The following is a 16,882-nucleotide window of genomic DNA, read 5'->3' as shown; positions in this document are numbered from 1 at the left end:
TCGCCTCGCAGTGGCGGCTTAATGCGTTCTTTCGAATTCGGCCATGAATTCGCACAGCGCCTTCACGCCGGCTTCCGGCATCGCATTATAAATGCTCGCACGCATGCCGCCGACCGAACGGTGGCCTTTCAGTTCGAACAGGCCGTTCGCTTCCGCCGCGGCCAGGAACGGCTTGTCGAGCGCGTCGTCGACCAGAATGAACGGCACGTTCATCCGCGAACGGTAAGGCACTTCGACCGGATTCCGGTACAGCGACGATTTGTCGACCAGATCGTAAAGCAGCCGGCTCTTCGCGATATTGCGCTGTTCGATCGCGGCGACGCCGCCCTGCGCCTTCAGCCATTTCAAGACCAGGCCGACCAGATACCAGTTGTAGGTCGCCGGCGTATTCAGCATCGAGCCGTTCTTGGCCTGATCCGCATAATTGAAGACCTGCGGCACGGATTTCGGCGCATGTCCGATCAGATCGTCGCGCACGATCACCACGGTGACGCCGGCCGGTCCCATGTTTTTCTGGGTGCCCGCATAGATCAGACCGAATTTGCCGATGTCGACAGGCCGCGACAGGATGTTCGACGACATGTCGGACACCAGAGTCAACCCCTTGCTATCCGGGATCGACTGGAATTCGACGCCGTGGATCGTTTCGTTCGAGGTATAGTGCAGATAAGCCGCATCCGGGTCGACGCGCCAGCCGGCGACATCGGGGATCGTGGTGAATCGGGTATCTTCGGAACTCGCGCTGAGCACCGCCTCGCAGTAGTTGCCCGCGTCCTTGATGGCCTTTTCGGACCAGGCGCCGGTGTTCACGTAACAGGCCTTGGTCTTGCCGCGCAGCAGATTTTGCGGGATCATCGAAAACTGCGCGGTCGCGCCGCCCTGCAGGAAGAGTACCTTGTAGTTTTCCGGGACCGCCATCAGCTCGCGAAGATCCTGTTCCAGTTCATCGGCGATGATTGAGAAAAACTTGCCGCGATGGCTCATTTCCATCACCGACATGCCGCTGTCGCGCCATTCGAGCATTTCTTCCCGCGCCTGGTTCAGCACTTCTTCCGGCAGCGCCGAAGGGCCGGCGCTAAAATTGTAAACTCGTGACATAATCACTCTTCTCCTGATTCCGCTTCGTTGTCCGCACCGTTCTCCGGTGCGCCTTCTTGTTCGATGTCGTCTTCCTCTTCGCCGCCCAACCCCTCGATCCGGTCGACGCCGATCACTTTTTCCTTTTTGTCCAGACGGATGATCGTGACGCCCTGGGTATTCCGGCTGAGCACCGAAATGCCGTCCACCGGCGTGCGCACCAGCGTGCCGCCGTCGGTGATCAGCATGATTTCGTCGTGCGCGTTGACCAGCACCGCGCCTACGACCGCGCCGTTGCGCGCCGAAGTCTGGATCGCGATCACGCCTTGGCCGCCGCGGTTGTGGCAAGGGAACTCTTCGAGCCGGGTCCGCTTGCCATAGCCGTTTTCGGTGATGTTCAGGACCGTGCCCTCGGTGCCGATGATCAGCGAAATGACCTGTTGGCCTTCCGCCAGGCGCATTCCGCGCACACCGGCCGCATTCCTACCCATCGGCCTGACGTCGGTTTCGTTGAAGCAGACGGCTTTGCCGTCGCTGCTGAACAGCAGGACGTTCTGGCTACCGTCGGTGATCGCGCAGCCGACCAGCCTGTCGCCTTCCTGCAGATCGATCGCAATCTTGCCGCCGGTACGCTGGCGCTCGAACTCGATCAGCGGCGTCTTCTTGACCGTGCCCGCCGTGGTCGCCATGAAAATGTATTTGTTCTCGCTGAACTCCCGGACCGGCAGCATCGCGTTGATCTTTTCGCCCTGCTCCAGAGGCAACAGGTTCACGAACGGCTTGCCGCGCGAGGTGCGGCTGGCGATCGGCAGTTGATAGACTTTCAGCCAATAGGCCTTGCCGAGCGAGGAAAAACACAGGATCGTATCGTGGCTGTTGGCGACGATCAGCTTGTCGACAAAATCTTCCTCCTTGGTCGCGGTCGCCAGCTTGCCGCGGCCGCCGCGCCGCTGCGCCTTGTAATCGCTGAGCGGCTGGGCCTTCACGTAGCCTGCGTGCGACATCGTGACGACCATGTCTTCTTCGGTGATCAGATCCTCTTCGGACAGATCCAGGCGGTCGTGAATGATTTCGGTGCGGCGCTCGTCGCGGTAATTGTCCCGGATCTCGACCAGCTCCTCCCTAACGACCTCCATCAGGCGGATATCGCTACCCAGAATTTCCAGGTATTCGTCGATCCGCCGCAGGAGTTCCTTGTATTCATCGATGATCTTGTCCTGTTCGAGCCCGGTCAGGCGGTGCAGCCGCAAGTCGAGAATCGCCTGCGCCTGCGCCTCGGAAAGACGGTACCTGCCGCCCGCGATCCCGAAGCCGGGCGGCAGGTCTTCCGGACGCGACCGGTCGGCATCGGCGCGTTCGAGCAGCGAAGTCACCAAACCGCTGTTCCAGGTTCTGGCCAGCAAGCCTTCCCTCGCCACCGCAGGGCTCGCCGAGTTCTTGATCAGCTCGATCATCTCGTCGATGTTCGCCAGCGCGACCGCGAGACCTTCCAGGATATGCGCCCGCTCCCGCGCCTTGCGCAGGTTGTAGATCGTCCGGCGGGTGACGATTTCGCGGCGGTGGTCGATGAACGCGTTCAGAATCTCTTTCAGATTCAACAGGTGCGGACGGCCGTCGAGCAGCGCGACCATGTTGATTCCGAACACGCTCTGGAACTGGGTCTGTTTGTACAGATTGTTCAGCACGACCTCGGGCATTTCGCCGCGGCGCAGTTCGATGACCAGACGCATGCCGTCCTTGTCGGACTCGTCGCGGATCGCTGAAATGCCTTCGATCCTGCCTTCCTTGACCAGTTCGGCGATCTTCATCTGCAGGGTCGCCTTGTTGACCTGATAAGGCAGCTCGGTGGCGATAATCGCCTGCCGGTTGCTGTCGCCGATGTCCTCGAAATGGCAGCGCGCGCGCAGGTAGATCTTGCCGCGGCCGGTCGTGTAGGCGCTGTAGATGCCGGAGGCGCCGTTGATGATGCCGGCGGTCGGGAAATCGGGGCCCGGCAGGTGCTCCATCAGTTCGAGGATCGTGGCTTCGGGATGGTCGATCAGCGCCAGGCAGGCGCCGACCGTTTCGTTCAGATTGTGCGGCGGAATATTGGTCGCCATCCCGACCGCGATGCCGGACGACCCGTTGATCAGGAGCGCCGGAATCCGGGTCGGCAGCACTTTCGGCTCGGACTCGGATTCGTCGTAGTTCGGAATGAAATCGACCGTTTCCTTGTCGAGGTCGGCGAGCAGTTCGTGCGAGATTTTCGCCATCCGGACTTCGGTGTAACGCATCGCCGCCGGGGAATCGCCGTCAACCGAACCGAAGTTGCCCTGGCCGTCGATCAGCATGTAGCGCATCGAAAACGGCTGCGCCATCCGCACGATCGTGTCGTAAACCGCGGTGTCGCCGTGCGGGTGGTATTTACCGATCACGTCGCCGACCACACGCGCGGACTTTTTATAGGGCTTGTTCCAGTCGTTGCCGAGCTCGCTCATCGCATACAGCACGCGCCGATGCACCGGCTTCAGGCCGTCCCTGACATCCGGCAAGGCGCGCCCGACGATCACGCTCATCGCGTAATCGAGATAGGACTGGCGCATCTCGTCTTCGAGATTGACAGGAATGATTTCTTTCGCGTAGTTCGACATGGCTGTTTTATTCTAAGCAAAGCCGCTACGCTATCAGCGCTGACCGGCCATTGCTGGTTCCTACACTCCTTCCCAGGCACGCCGGCGATGTGCTGCGGAAAGATCAGGTTGAATCGGTGGTTAACTCAGGCATTGTAGCAAATTTCGCTTTCCGAGTCGAAGTTTATGAACGGTTCAGAGGAAGGCAAGCGGCAGGATACGGGAGGGAAAAACGTAATCCGGCAGGCCCCATTTTTCAGATAATTCCCCGCATCACCCGAACTAGACGAAACCGCCAACTTGTTGGAACGGGCGGATGTTTATTACAGAGGTAACCCGTGAATACGAAATAGAGCTGGGCGGATTCGCCGCCAGGCAATCCGCCTCGCTTTGAAGGCCATTGGCGTTTTGCTGTTGCGAAAACGCCCTACAGTTCTACAGCTCTGAGCCAATACCGTGAATACGAAATAGAAAACCAAAGGCGGGCTCTGGGATATAATGAACGCAACGGGATGCGCGGTCCTGGCAGGCGGCACGGTTACCGGCTTCAATCGCCTGATGCGGCGCGCGCATGCGCATTGGAACTCAACTGAATGCATACCGAGGCCATCGATATGGATTTCGAACGTCGCTTTCATTTCAGCAAATGCTTCCTGAATCCTCCCGAAACCGGGCCGCTGTTGGCCGTCCCCAACGTCAGTGGCAAGGATTACGCGGTTTTTAACCATTCGGCTCGGAACGCCGCGGCCGGAAAGTGGGGGTTGCATCACATGGAGTTGCGGCCCTGGATCGGAAGACGGGCAAAAACCGCTAGAGACAGCCTGCAGCCCCTACCCAAACCGGGGTGGATCCGGCGTTACGCAATGACCGGAGCCTTGCTCGCCGCCTTATGGCCTCCGCTCGCAGAAGCGGAAACGGAAACCGACCGCGCCGGGCGAATAAAAGCGTCATTCGTTCTGAACATCGCGCGTTTCGTTTCCTGGCCGAAGGAAGCCCCCGAACAGCAGGTAACCCCGCTGCTGCTGTGCCTGTATCGAAGCAATCCCTTCGGCGAAGCGATCCGGACCATCGAAGGAAAAATCGTAAACGGGCGTCCCTTACAGATCGGCCTGATCCGGTCGCTGGCACAAAGCGATTCCTGCCGCATCCTGCTGGTCGGGCCGGATGAAATGCGGCACTTCAGCGAAGAGTCCCGGCAAGCCCCGAACCGCCCCCTGCTGACGATCGCCGATCTGACGGACACCGATCTCCCTTCCCCGCATCGGCCCGCCCTGATAACGCTGGTGCGCAACGCGGCGAGGATCGGCTTCGAAATCAATCTGGCCAAGGCGCGCAGGACCGGCCTCCGGATGAGCTCCAATCTGCTCAAACTAGCCAAAATCGTCGGCGACGGAACCTGAAGCTTATGATTATCACAGGCAAAACCTCGCTGAGAAAAAAACTGATGCGCCTGCTGCTGCTGACCAGCAGCTGCGCCCTGCTGTTATCGGTCTTCGGCTTCGCCGTAAACGATCTCCTGTCGTTGCGCCATGCAATGTTCGACAGACTCCGCACCCAGGCCGATATCATCGGCTTCAATACCGTGGCGGCCTTGGCATTCGGCGATCCGGACGCGGCGCTCGATACGCTGTCGAGCCTGAAGAAAGAACCGGATATCGTCGGCGCGGCCCTGTTCTCGGCTCAAGGCCGGCTATTTGCGCATTACACGCGAGAAACCGGAAGCGTTCCGGCCATCGTGCCGGAACAGGATTCGGGAATCGTCAACGGCAATCTGTTCGCCGTTTCGCCGATCGTTTTCGACGGCGATCGCATCGGCAGCGTCATGCTGATCTCGGACCTCAGCGGATGGAAACACCGGCAGTTGCGGGAGCTGGCCATCGGCGCCGGCGTGTTTTCGCTGTCGCTCCTGATTGCCGTACTGTTTTCCAGCCGGCTCCAGCGGCTCGTATCCGAGCCGATCCTGAAACTCGCCCGGACGGCCCGGCGCGTGTCCGAGTCACAGGATTACAGCCTGCGTGCCGAAAAACTGTCCGCCGACGAGATCGGCGCGCTGGTCGACGACTTCAACGGCATGCTGAGCCAGATTCAACTGCGCGACATCGAACTGCAGAAGGCGCGCAACGAGCTGGAAGAAAAGGTGCGCGCGCGCACCCGGGAGCTGACCGAATTGACGCGGCAACTGGAGCACCAAGCCTACCATGATACGCTGACCGGCCTGTCCAACCGCGTCACCTTCGACGACCATCTTCGCCTGGCGGCCAGCCAGGCCAAGCGCGAAGGCCGGCGCATCGCGGTGATGTTCCTCGACCTGGACCGCTTCAAGATTATCAACGATACCTTGGGCCACGCCGTCGGAGACAAGCTTCTAATCCAGGTGGCGCAACGGCTGAAAGCCTGCTTGCGAAGCAGCGACACGCTGGCCCGCCTCGGCGGCGACGAATTTGCGGTGCTGTTGCCGCAGCCCCGCCAGGAAACCGATGCGTCCGAGGTGGCGATGAAAATCACCGCCGCGATCGCCGAGCCGATCCAGGTGGACGGCTACAGCCTGCATGTAACGGCCAGCATCGGAGTCAGCCTGTTCCCGGAGGACGGCAGCCGCGCCGAGACGATCGTCAAGAACGCCGACACCGCCATGTACCGTTCCAAGGACCGCGGCGGCAACCAGTACACTTTCTTTTCGGCCGACATGAACGCCCGCGCCGAACGCCGCCTGGCGCTGGAAACCAAATTAAAACAAGCCATCCGCGAAGGCGGATTGAGCATCCTCTATCAATCCCGGCGCGAGACGGTCAGTCTGGAGATTGTCGGCTTCGAAGCCCTGGTGCGCTGGGACGACCCCGAAGAAGGGCCCATTGCGCCCGCGGAATTCATCCCGCTGGCCGAGGAATGCGGCCTGATTGCCTCGATCGACGAGTGGGTTCTCGAAACCGCCTGCCGCGAAATGCGGCCCTGGTGCACTCAGGCCGACAAGGATATCCGCCTGGCCGTGAACCTGTCTCCCGCGCAGTTTATCCGGGAAGACCTGCACTTGGTGATTTCCGGCATCCTCCGGCGCACGGGCTTTCCGGGCGTCAAACTCGAACTGGAGATTACCGAAAGCCTGTTCGGGCCCGGCAACGCCAACGCCCGGAAAGTCCTGGAATGGGTCAGGGAGCTCGGCATCGAGGTCAGCATCGACGATTTCGGCACCGCCTACTCTTCGCTGAGCCGGCTGAAACAGTTGCCGCTGCACACCCTGAAAATCGACCAATCGTTCGTACGCGACCTGGGCCAGGACCCCGACGACGAAACGCTCGTGCGGACCATCATCGCCATGGCTCACAACCTGAATCTGAAAGTCGTGGCCGAAGGCGTCGAGACCCGGCTCCAGTACGATTACGTCAAGCGCTACGGCTGCGACGCCGTGCAGGGGTTCTTGTTCGGACAGCCGGTCCCCTGCGGGCGGATCGCGCAAATGCTGAACAATCGGGATATCGCGCAGCGGCTGCAATCGCCTCCTTTCGGTAAAGAAAGCTCCGAACCGGAGTGACAACGCGCGCTTTGTCGCTCTGCCGGCTTGCTCCCCTGCCCGAGGAACCTCTGTAGGGTACGCTGTGCGTACCTTGCCCCTCAGGTACGCACGGCGTACCTACAAATGAGGAGCGATCAGCGGCATGCCGGGAGATTATTTTTAGCCACATCCTCGATCAAAGCCGCCTGACAGGCGGGTGTGCACCGCGTGCGGATTTGATAAGCTAAAGGCCGCGCTTCGGCAGCCCCGCCGAAGACGGCAAACGGCGAGCGGCCATGAAACTCAAACAGGACAAAAATTTCGATAAACTGATCGAGCGATTCGAGAAGAAAATCTATGCGACCGCAAAGGGCGACTGGCGCCTCAAGCTGCTGAAAGAGGATCTCGATCCCTTCTACCGCTACCCCGAGCCGCTCACCGTTTGGGACGCCGGCTGCGGCTTCGCGCAAATCAGCGCGGAACTGGCCGAAAAAGGGCACCGGCTGACGCTGTGCGATCTGTCCGAAAAAATGCTGGCCCGCGCCGAACAACTTTTCCTGAGCCAGAGGCTGGAAGCCCAGTTCCACCACCGGGCGGCGCAGGCGCTGGCACCCGAACTGCCCCGCTTCGACTTGGTTCTGTGCCATGCGCTGCTGGAATGGCTGGCGGAGCCGATCCCGACGCTGCAGATCATCGCCGACCGGGTCGCAACGGGAGGCTACCTGTCGTTGCTGTTCTACAACCGGAACGCGATGGTTTACACCAATGCGCTGAAAGGCGGCTGGCGCCTTAGGCACCTGTTGGACGACAGCTATCTCGGCAAGGGCGACAAGCTGACCCCGCCCAATCCGCAATATCCGCACAAAATTCTCGAACAGCTCGAAACGTGGGGATTCAAGATCATGGCGCATACCGGCATTCGGGTATTCCACGACTATCTCGACAAAGAGGCCCTGAAAAACAGCGATCCGGCCGAACTGTTCGAGCTGGAATACCGTTATTGCCGGATGCCCACCTACCGGGACATGGGGCGCTACGTTCACCTGGTGGCGCAGCGCACGCACAATCCGGGATGACCTCTTGGATTACGGGCCGGCCCCCTCTTTGCCGACCTTTTTACCGTGAAAGCTCTTGTAGGGCGGATGCCGACAGGCGATCCGCCGTTACACTCAGCGATCCGTCATCCTGCGGCGGAACCCGGCAGAGCCGGTTCCGCCTTACGGATTACGGATTGGCGTTTTGCTATCGCGAAAACGCCCTACCGCTCTCTCTACGCAGTGATCAGGTTATTATCGATTTAGATATGGATTTCTAAAACTATCGTTTCCTTTCGCCCGCCGAATGCCCTAACCTATCGGTTATCGTTAATCATGGGTCATTTTCCCGCGCGTTTTATTTAGGGCTTGCATACCATGCCATTACAGCAGTTAGTCGAACACTTCAACGACCGATTGGGATTTCACGGCAATTCGCGGCCGTTCGTCTTCAATAACGGCGTCGTTCACGGTTTATTCGGCCCGATTCAGATCGGCAGCCGGCTGTCGCCGGTCCGGGCGACCGAAAATCCGTCGCGGATCGCCGGATACTGCGCTGGACAGGTGCTGACCAACAGTCCGGCGGAACCTTTATACGGAGACGACATCGAGCATTTGCTGAAGCACCCGTTGTCTCCCTCGATCGATACGCTGTCGATCCTGAATTTCGACAGGCTGTCGCGGACCGTCCACATGCTGAATTATCTCTTGCTGCCGGCGCAGTCGGAGACCGACGCCTTGTTTCTGGATGTCGATCCGCGGCATATTCTCGGCGTGAGGGAAAATCACGGCGTCTATTTCGAGGAAATCATCGTCCGCTGCGGACTGGAAACCCGCAACGTGGCGATTACGGTGCCGGTCAGTCCCGCCTATGCGCGTTTTCAGCAGCAGTTGAACCAAGGCCTGGAAAATTACCGGAGCCGCGGCTATCGAATCGCGCTGAAATTCGACTATGCCGCGCTCGGCCGGCAAGCCAACCAGCTCATTCAGGCATTGGAACCGAATTTCGTCAGCCTGTCGGCCAATTCGCTGGACCGGATACGCGAAGCCGGAATGATCGAGAAACTGAGCCAATGGAATGCGCTGGTCCGCTCGATCGGCGGGCAAAGCCTGCTGGCGAACGTGACCCAGATCAAAGGCAGTGCGCTGGCGCAGAACACGGGTTTCGAGCTGGTCGAAGGAGACTTTTACGGCACCCCGTATTTAGGCTGGGAAAAAACCGAGGCGCCGTTATACGCATGATGAAGCGTCCGGGATCGTTGTCGTCGGAAACTGAGCGGGACGGGATTTAGAAGCTGTCTTGCAAAACATCACAAGCATTTTGCAAGGATTAATGTGATCATGGCAATCCGTACCCCGCTTTCAGCGGTGGCGGCGAGGACTTCAAAATCCTTGGCGAAAAGCCGAAACTGTCCAAGCCAGGCAAAAGTCCGCTCCACCCCCCAACGTTCAGGCAACACGGCAAAGCCATCTTTGATGTTCACGGAAATATGCCGCGTCATCTGGAGGGTCATAGGATGTGGTGACGATAGGAACCGCATCAATCGCGAACGATGCCAATCGCAAACGATGCGGTTCGTTCCTCACCACATCCTACGGCCCTGTCTTCAAACGTTACGGACGGAATAAATATCCCGTCCGGCATGCGTTGTAGTTGTAGGGTACGCTGTGCGTACCTTTTCATCCCCAATGGTACGCACAGCGTACCCTACACTTGTGTTTAAAAAACGCCTCCGCCCCGTTGCCGCCCTACGAGAACGCGCGCCGCGGTGAAAACGATCGGGGCAGCATGCCGGAAAATGATTTTTAGCCACATCCTAAGCCAGCGCCACCGCGGCTATCCCGCCGTCGGCGGTTTTTTTCTGGCCGTTCGGCAACATGCCGTATACCGCCAGTTTATGCCGCAACACGTTACGGCTGATGTTCAACAGCTTGGCGGTCTGCACCTGGTTTTCCTCGCAGAACTCGAACGCGGTGCGGATCACCGTTTCCTCGATCAGATCGTATAACTGGGGCGGCGCTTGTTCGCAGAGGCGCAGCAGCGCATTCTCCAAAGAAGTGATCGATATCGCGGGTGTAGCATCGACGGCGCGGACGCCGGACAGCTTGAAATCTTCGGGCCGGAGGCGATTGCCGGGGCAGACCAACAGCGAGCGGTGAATCGCGTTTTCCAGCTCGCGGATGTTGCCCGGCCAGTCGTAGTTCAACAATAACTGCTCGGCGGCAGGCAACAGATTGATCTCGCCGTAGCTCAGACGGTCGCCGTAAATTTTCAGAAAGTGCCGGGCCAGCGGCAGAATATCGCCGGGCCGATCGCGCAGCGGCGACAGATGAATCGTGGCGACATTGAACCGGTAATACAAGTCGGCGCGGAAATGCGAGGCCGCCACCGCTTCCTCCAGATTCACGTTGGTGGCGGCGATGATCCTGACATCCACCGGCACGGCCTGGCGGGAACCGACCCTGACCACCTCGCGCTCCTGCAGAACCCTGAGCAGCTTGGCCTGCAGGCCCAGCGGCAAGTCGCCGACCTCGTCGAGGAACAGGGTACCTTTGTCGGCAATCTTGAACCAGCCGTCCTTGCCCGCCAACGCGCCGGTGAAAGCGCCTTTTTCGTGGCCGAACAATTCGCTTTCGATCAGGTTTTCGCTCAATGCCGCGCAGTTCAAGGCGCCGAAAGTGTTCCGGCTGCGCCGGCTGAGGGAGTGAATGTGGCGGGCGACCAGTTCCTTGCCGGTGCCGGTTTCGCCGATGATCAATACGGTGGCGTCGCTGGGCGCAATCCGTTCGATCTGTTCGAGCAGGCGGCGGGAAACGGGGTCTTCGAAAACCATTGCCGTCGCCCGGAGCGAAAGCGACTGCGAGCGCGACTGCAGTTCGTCAAAAGCCAGTAATGTCATCAGAGTCCCTCTTTAGCTGGAATCGGGGCATGCTCCCGAAAAATGCTTTCATCGATAAAATTTTCATAAAGGGCGAAACGAAACCTCCGGTCGTCCAGTCGTCGTTCAAACCCGTTTTGATTGTATGATAGGGTTTCTGTCGTCTGCTTAAAAACGATATTATTCGAATTACAAATGCATTTCCGGCATAAGGCCGTGCCCATGCTTCGCATTGAGCATGCCGCTATTCAAGAGCGCTCAGGATGACGGTGTAGGCGCATCACGTCCGGCCGCCGACTCCGCCAGAGCGTCCATCGCGGCATCGATTTCCATCGCCGCCGCCCTGCCGTCGTCCAGCGCACTTTGCAGCTCTCCGGCGGCCCACTGCCGCCGCAATTCCTCGGCCTGTAATTCGCGCTGCATTTCCGCCTTGACCGCCGCGATCGTCCGCCGGGACTTGCCCAGCCAGAAGCCCGCATGCCGCGCCACCGCGGGCAGTTTTTCCGGGCCGATCACGACCAGCGCGACCAGGCCGACCATCATTAATTCCGATAAGCCGATTTCGAACACGTTCGGATCAAACCTTGGATTTTTGCGGTTCGGCGATCTCGGCCTCCAAGGCTCCACCGCCTCGATGAATCAGGGTCTGAGAGTTCTCGCTTTCTCTGACCGCGTTCCGAAACCCTTTGATCGCCTCGCCCAGGTCGGAACCGGCATGCTTCAGGCGCCGGGTGCCGAAAACCAGAATCGCAATCGCCAATACCATCAACAGATGGGGAATGCTAAAGCCCATGTTTACTCTCCAAATCATTTATATAGTTTCAGTTTTAGACCTGCCGGGTTTTCAAAACCTGGCAGGTTTCACGATAAAGATATGCCGTCAAACCGCGTTCTCCGCCTTCAGCTTCGCGGCTTGCACCGCCCGCGGGACGGCCTGTTTTTTCGGCGCGAAAGACTTTTTCAGCCGCCGCCAGCCGATCACCAGCGAGCTGGCCCCGAGCACCAGACCGAACGAAATCCAGACCAGCATCCAGACGTCCCAGATCGGCCGGTAATACAGCCAGCCGAAATCCCAGTGGTGCAATGCCGAATACAGCCAGCGGAAAACGCGGCGGCTGCGGTCGAATTTGCCGATCAGGCGGCCGTCCTGCGGATCGAGATAGATCAACGTGCCGCTGTCGTCGGCGAGTTTCGCCAAATACACCGGCAAAGGCCTGTCCTTCAGGTCTTGATGATGCCGGGGGTAATAATAACTGTCGTAATCGAGCAACGTTTCGATACTCGTGACTTTCGTTTCGCCGGCCAGGCGCTGTACGGCCGCCTTGACAGCGGCCTCGCCGAAGCCGCCGCCGCTCCCTGTCAGCGGCAGGCGCCCGCCCTCGCGGGTTTCCGCCAGCAATATCGCTTCGCCGCCCAGGCGCCGCCAGTTCAGGCCGACGATTTCGGCGCCGCCCTCTGCCGACGCGAGCGAAGGTCCCGACCGCCAGTCGCGCATTGCCGCCGGCAATTCGCCGCCGCCCAGGAAACGGCTCAATTCCGCCTGACTGTAATTCGCCTCGGTAAACCATTTTCCCGGATTGGTATCGAGAAAACCGCTGAAAGCCCAGCACAGCGCGGCGGTGCCGCCGAGCAGCCCGCTCCAGAAATGCCATTTGGCCCAGAATTCGCGGTAAGGCTGCGTGCGGCCCTGCGAATAGGTCGGCTTGCCGCCGAACCCCGGCCGCCAGCGCAGCCAGCCGATGATCAGCCCGGTCAAGGAGGCGACCGTCGCGAACAGGCCCAGCCCCAACTGGATGGCGTGGCGGTATTCGCCGAGGCCGACCGCTTCCAGGGGCTTGAGAAGATGCAGCCAGTTGCCGCTCCAATAAAACGCCCGCTCCAGACGGGTCGAGGCGTGCAACACCTCGCCGGTGCGCGCGGAAATCAGCAGTTCCCTGCCGTCCTCGGCGGCGATATGATGAAACGGGCGTAAAGTATCCTGATTGCGCAGGATGATCGTTTTCTCGACCGACGCCAGGTAACGCAGCGCGGGCGGCGCCGCGTCCCCGGCTTTAAACCAGTCCCCGGCGATCTGCAAAGCCTGCTCGGCCGAAGTCTCGCGCAGCGAGCCGTCGTTGGCCGACAACGCAAAACGCATCCCTTGCGTATCCTCGACCAGCCAGACCGGCGCGCCGGCTATTCTGAGCAGGCGGGCATCGGCGATCGCCGGAGGCACGGCCGGTTGTTTGTCTGCCGCATCGGCGTCGCCGGGCGCTTCGACCCGACGTTCGGCCGCCGCCGCTCGACGCTGCGCGGCGCTGCGTTCCCAGGTCTCGCCCAGGCTCAGCCAGCCTGGCTGCGGCGCCAAGGCTTCGGCGTGGGCCAATTGCTGGATTCGGCTTTGCGTGGCCGGCGTCGAATACATGATCGCGATGCCGGTCAAAAACCACGCGAACATGAACACGGCCAACGCAATTCCAAGCCAACGGTGAACTTCGTAGAGCAGCCAGTTCAAAAATTTCATTGCTGTGATCCTAAACTTCATTCGTTAAAACTAGGGAGGCCGGAGCCCCGACAGATAATCGACCAACGCCTCGAATTCATCGTCGCTCAAAGACGCGGCGATCCGGTTCATCACGCCGTCGGGGCTGTTTTTGCGTTCGCCCAGCTTCCAGGCAGTCAACTGGGCGCGCAAATACACCTTGCGCTGGCCGCCGATCAGCGGATAAAGCGTGCCGTCCTCGCCCGCCCGGCCCTCCCCGTGCCGGCCGTGGCAGTCGGCGCAGGCCGGAATGCCGCGGCCGGCATCGCCGTGCAGAAACAGGCCGGGCGCGGCGCGCTTGCCGCTGCCGTCGCGGCCCTGCATCGGCTGTTGAGCGGCGAAATAGGCCGCAATGTCGGCCATGTCGGCCGCGTCCAGATCTTCCGCCATCACCGACATCACCGCATGCTGCCGCGCGCCGGTTTGAAAATCATGGAGTTGCTTGACCAGATAGCCGGCATATTGGCCGGCATGATTCGGAATCCTGGAGTCGCCGCTGTTGCCGTCATCGCCGTGGCATTCCAGGCAGCGGCCGGAGTCGGCCTTTTCCCTGCCCGCCACGGGATCGCCGTTACCGGCGCGCGAAGGCAAGCCTTCACCGCCAAGCCCGGCCGCGCTTGCGCCGATTGATGAAAACGCCAAGAGCAACCCCGCGGCCATCCATTGCGAAAACGCCATCCTTCAGATCGCCTTCCGCCCTGCTTTCAGTTGCTGCACGATTTCCAGGGCCTTGGCGACATTTTCTTTCGGTTTCAGGCCGCCGACCGTGGCGGCGATTTTGCCGTCGGGAGTAATGATGAAGGTCGCCCGCTCGGCGAAGCCGTGCGTAATTTCGTCCCCGCGCGTATCGGTCTTGCCGGGCGACGGATCCCGGACCGCCACGTCGAAGGCTTTCGCGATGCTGCCGTCGACATCCGCGACCACCGGAAACTTGCCGGCGCAATATTGAGGATCGGCGGAAAACGAATTCAGCCGTTCGATGCTGTCCAGCGAGACGCCGACGATAGCGGCTCCGGCGGCGGCGAATTTATCGTGATCCACCGCGAAACTGTGCGCCTGAATGTTGCATCCGCCGGTATAGGCCGAAGGGAAGAAATACACCACCACGGGGCCCTTCTGCAGCGCCTCCTGCAGTGAATAATCGAAGGCTTTGCCGGCCAGCGAGGCTTGTGCCTGCACAGCGGGGGCCGGATGGCCTTCGGGCAGGACCGCAAATGCCGGCAAGGCAAGCAGATGGGAAAGCAGGATTGTTAGAAATAAATGTTTCATCATCATTCCGTTTTTACAAAGGTTTATACTTGTCGTGGCAGGCGCCGCGGCATTGTTTGGAAAAATCGGCGGCGGTATCGGCCGCCTTGGCGGCATCGCCGGCGCTCAGCGCATCCTGAATCGCTTGCGCCTTTTTCTGGTAATCCTGCGCATTGGCGACCGCATCGGCCGCGTCGCCGCGGTCGGCGAAATAGCCTTCGACCAGCTTGAACGCCTGTTTCAGTTCCTCCGCTTCCTTGCCGGCAGTGGCGAAATCCTTCGCCGCTATGTTGTTCTGCACTTCCTGCGTCTTGGTTTCGACATCGTTCATCAATTCCTCGAAGTCGAAATCGCTTTCGGCCGACGCGTTGCCGGTCGCTGACGCGAACAAGATCGCGCCTAAAATCATTGCATTCCGCATCTTAAAAAACAGTCCTCATCCCGGTATCCCTGTAATCCTTGCCGCGCTTGCCGGCCGCAGGCTCAACCCGAAGGCCGAACCGGCCTTGATCGACCGGCAGCGCAAGCGCTTTCATGGCAGCATCCTCAGGCGATCAGTTCTTTGACCACCTTGCCGTAAACCACGGTCGGCCGTTCGGAACGGCCCTGGTACTTGTAGATCAGCTTCAGGTGATCGAGCCCCAACTGGTTCAAGACCGTTGCATGCAGGTCGTAGGTATCGACCTCGGTCCCCTTCAGCGCCTGCACGCCGAGTTCGTCGGTGCCGCCATGGGTGTAGCCCGCCTTGATGCCGCCGCCCGCGATCCATTGGGTGTAACCCCAGGGATTGTGGTCGCGGCCGTCGCCCGATTCGCTCCATGGCGTGCGGCCGAACTCGGAGGTCCATACGACCAGCGTCGAGTCCAGCAGGCCCTTCTCCTTCAAATCCTTCAGCAAGCCCGCGATCGGCTTGTCGACGATCTTGGTATGCTTGCCGTGATTGTCTTCGATGTTCTGGTGCGCGTCCCAGTCACGGCTGTCGCCCTTGATGTCGGTCGGGCCGGAAACCACCTGGATGAAGCGCACGCCGCGCTCGGCCAGACGCCGGGCGCGCAGCAGCAGTTCGCCGTACGGCTTGGTCAGCTCGTCGTTGAGTCCGTACAATTCTTTGGTTGCATCGGATTCCTTGCTGTAGTCGACCGCTTCCGGCGCGGTTTCCTGCATCCGGTAAGCCAGCTCGTAGGATTCGGTGCGGGCCTTCAGTTCGGTGTCCTCGGGATAGCGCGAACCGTGCTTTTCGTTCAACCGTTTCAGCAAGTCCAGCGCATGGCGTTTTTCGGCCGTGGCCAGATATTCCGGGTTGTTCAGGTGCAGAATCGGCGAGTTGCCTGGACGGAACGGGGTGCCCTGATAAACCGCCGGCAGAAAGCCCGACTCCCAGTTGGTGACGCCGCCTCTCGGCTCGCGCTTGTCGTTGTAGAGCACCACATAGGCCGGCAGGTTCGGGTTCGCCGAACCCAGCGCATACTGCACCCAAGCGCCCAGCGTCGGCCGGCCGGGGTTCAGGCCGCCGGAGTTCAGCTTCATGATCGAAATGTCATGGGTCGCGCCGATCGTGACGCTGGACTTGATGAAGGCCAGATCGTCCGCATGCTCGGCCAGATTCGGCAGCCAATCCGAGAACCAGGCGCCGCTCTGCCCGTACTGCTTCCAGGTGCGCTTGGTCGCGATCAGTTTGGTGATGCCGCCCTGGGTGCTAGTTTTAATTCCTTGCAGGAACGACGCCGGTATGCCGGTTCCGGCCCGTTTGACCAGCTCCGGTTTGTAGTCGTACAGGTCCAGCGTGCTCGGCGCGCCGGCCATGTGCAGCCAGATTACGGTCTTGGCCTTGGCCGGGAAATGCGGCGCTTTCGATGCCAGCGGATTGGCGCCGGCCAGCGCCTGCAGGCCGGCATCGTCGGCCAGCGCACTGGCGATCACCCCGCCCCCCGGAATCAGGCCGGTCACGGCCAGTCCACCCAAGCCCCCCAATCCGTAGCCGGTTTTAATCAAAAAATCTCGACGCGATTTGTTTTTCATAATGT

General features: G+C 60.3%; 14 protein-coding genes and 1 pseudogene. 4 read left to right on the top strand and 11 right to left on the bottom strand.

All coding sequences use genetic code 11. The annotated features are described in order from the left end of the window. Positions 1-18: 18 nt before the first annotated feature. Together serC and gyrA are read right to left on the bottom strand one after the other, a co-directional pair. Positions 19-1,098, bottom strand: a complete 1,080-nt coding sequence (serC, locus tag METAL_RS02190; RefSeq protein ID WP_005369190.1) for a 3-phosphoserine/phosphohydroxythreonine transaminase — start codon at positions 1,096-1,098, stop codon at positions 19-21. A gap of 2 nt (positions 1,099-1,100) precedes the next feature. Then, positions 1,101-3,707, bottom strand: a complete 2,607-nt coding sequence (gyrA, locus tag METAL_RS02185; RefSeq protein WP_005369189.1) for a DNA gyrase subunit A — start codon at positions 3,705-3,707, stop codon at positions 1,101-1,103. A gap of 572 nt (positions 3,708-4,279) precedes the next feature. Here gyrA and METAL_RS02180 point away from each other — a divergent pair. From METAL_RS02180 to METAL_RS02165, 4 genes are all read left to right on the top strand, one after another. Then, on the top strand, positions 4,280-5,086 hold the full coding sequence (locus tag METAL_RS02180; RefSeq protein WP_031430591.1) for a YfiR family protein: 807 nt from the start codon (positions 4,280-4,282) through the stop codon (positions 5,084-5,086). Between the two features lie 5 nt (positions 5,087-5,091). Then, entirely contained in the window at positions 5,092-7,215 is a 2,124-nt protein-coding gene (locus METAL_RS19735; RefSeq protein WP_005369187.1) for a sensor histidine kinase, YfiR-like protein-associated, read from the top strand. 257 nt (positions 7,216-7,472) lie between these two features. Continuing rightward, complete coding sequence (locus METAL_RS02170; protein WP_005369186.1) at positions 7,473-8,252, top strand: methyltransferase; 780 nt, start codon at positions 7,473-7,475, stop codon at positions 8,250-8,252. A 336-nt stretch (positions 8,253-8,588) separates the two neighbouring features. Then, a complete protein-coding gene (locus tag METAL_RS02165) occupies positions 8,589-9,452 on the top strand; it encodes a hypothetical protein (protein WP_005369185.1) in 864 nt (287 codons plus the stop codon). Positions 9,453-9,520: 68 nt separating this feature from the next. Here METAL_RS02165 and METAL_RS02160 read toward each other — a convergent pair. The 9 genes and pseudogenes from METAL_RS02160 to METAL_RS02120 form a co-directional block, all read right to left on the bottom strand. Beyond that, a pseudogene (locus tag METAL_RS02160) lies at positions 9,521-9,679 on the bottom strand (transposase); the annotation flags it as partial. A 348-nt stretch (positions 9,680-10,027) separates the two neighbouring features. Further along, entirely contained in the window at positions 10,028-11,110 is a 1,083-nt protein-coding gene (locus tag METAL_RS02155; protein WP_005369183.1) for a sigma-54 interaction domain-containing protein, read from the bottom strand. A gap of 237 nt (positions 11,111-11,347) precedes the next feature. Then, the gene (gene tatB / locus METAL_RS02150; RefSeq protein WP_005369182.1) at positions 11,348-11,659 is read right to left on the bottom strand and encodes a Sec-independent protein translocase protein TatB; all 312 of its coding nucleotides are present in this window, start codon (positions 11,657-11,659) and stop codon (positions 11,348-11,350) included. Positions 11,660-11,666: 7 nt separating this feature from the next. Next, positions 11,667-11,882, bottom strand: a complete 216-nt coding sequence (locus METAL_RS02145) for a Sec-independent protein translocase subunit TatA (RefSeq protein WP_005369181.1) — start codon at positions 11,880-11,882, stop codon at positions 11,667-11,669. Between the two features lie 87 nt (positions 11,883-11,969). Next, complete coding sequence (locus METAL_RS02140; RefSeq protein ID WP_005369180.1) at positions 11,970-13,592, bottom strand: PepSY domain-containing protein; 1,623 nt, start codon at positions 13,590-13,592, stop codon at positions 11,970-11,972. 30 nt (positions 13,593-13,622) lie between these two features. After that, the gene (locus METAL_RS02135; RefSeq protein ID WP_005369179.1) at positions 13,623-14,288 is read right to left on the bottom strand and encodes a c-type cytochrome; all 666 of its coding nucleotides are present in this window, start codon (positions 14,286-14,288) and stop codon (positions 13,623-13,625) included. Positions 14,289-14,291: 3 nt separating this feature from the next. Next, entirely contained in the window at positions 14,292-14,879 is a 588-nt protein-coding gene (locus METAL_RS02130; RefSeq protein ID WP_005369178.1) for a peroxiredoxin, read from the bottom strand. A gap of 13 nt (positions 14,880-14,892) precedes the next feature. Further along, positions 14,893-15,249, bottom strand: coding sequence for a hypothetical protein (locus METAL_RS02125; protein WP_245549443.1), 357 nt, complete (start codon positions 15,247-15,249; stop codon positions 14,893-14,895). Positions 15,250-15,404: 155 nt separating this feature from the next. Further along, a complete protein-coding gene (locus METAL_RS02120; protein WP_005369175.1) occupies positions 15,405-16,877 on the bottom strand; it encodes a DUF1501 domain-containing protein in 1,473 nt (490 codons plus the stop codon). Positions 16,878-16,882 lie beyond the last annotated feature (5 nt).

The organism is Methylomicrobium album BG8, assembly GCF_000214275.2.
Lineage (GTDB): Bacteria > Pseudomonadota > Gammaproteobacteria > Methylococcales > Methylomonadaceae > Methylomicrobium > Methylomicrobium agile.
The sequence above is the reverse complement of the archived record's forward strand: the minus strand, read 5'-3'. Positions and strand labels throughout refer to the sequence as shown.